This window comes from Nocardia miyunensis NBRC 108239 (assembly GCF_001613065.1).
Taxonomy (GTDB): Bacteria; Actinomycetota; Actinomycetes; order Mycobacteriales; family Mycobacteriaceae; genus Nocardia; species Nocardia miyunensis.
This window is the reverse complement of record NZ_BDBQ01000202.1, coordinates 1-812: the sequence shown is the minus strand read 5'-3', so window position 1 is coordinate 812 and position 812 is coordinate 1. Positions and strand designations below refer to the sequence as shown.

Sequence of the window (812 nt, the reverse complement as noted above, 5' to 3'; positions counted from 1 at the left end):
CGAGTCGGTTTCACCGCTGACCGGTCGCTCGATCACGCGGAACACGCCGACCAGCGCGACGACCGTCATCAGGACGGCGACGGTCAGCCGGATGGCCAGAGAGCGAGTCGACATCAGTGTCCCCCCGTCGCGGGATGCTGCCCGAGCAGCGCGGTGAGCGGTCCCGCCAGGCCTGGGACGACACCGAGTTCGGCGTCCGCGTCGAGCGTCGGCCCGCCGGGGGTGTCGTGGAATCCGGCGCGGAGCCGATCCAGCAGTTCACCGAGCTGCTGTGCGGAGCGTTCCGGTGTGCTCACCGATCCGGACAGTTGATCGAGGATCGCGGTGGCGATGGGGATGAACCCGCCGAAGTACCGCTGTCCGGTGCCGGCCGTTCGAACGACGGTGGGCAGCAATTGATTCTGGATGCCACCGAACAGCTGGGTATAGCGCGCGATGTGTTCCGGCGATCGGAGATATTGGTTCGTATAGGCCGAATACACGACCGCTATGCCGCCGTCGAGCATGGACGGCAGTCCCGCCAGGGTCGAACCGAACCCGTCGAACAGGACCGATGGGGGCAACCGCTGGGTTTCGGTGAACGAGCGGGCCGTGGTGCCGATCGCCTGCAACAGTGGCGTGAATGCGTTGAAATCGTGCGAGACCTGGGTGAGCAGTGCCGCGAGTTTCGGGGTGAGTACGTTGCCGGTGAGCCCGCCGGTGGACTCCAGCAGCGCCGAGAGTGTGGCGTCGTGGACTCGATCGGCGGCGCGGCCGCTGAGGTCGACTGTTGTTCCGTCCGTGAGCATTTCGCCGCCTGCGCCGTAGTCGAG

At 66.6% G+C, this 812-nt stretch carries 1 pseudogene; it reads right to left on the bottom strand.

Going from position 1 to position 812, the window contains the following annotated elements:
• Nucleotides 1-113 precede the first annotated feature (113 nt).
• A pseudogene (locus NM2_RS46995) lies at nt 114-812 on the bottom strand (hypothetical protein); the annotation flags it as partial.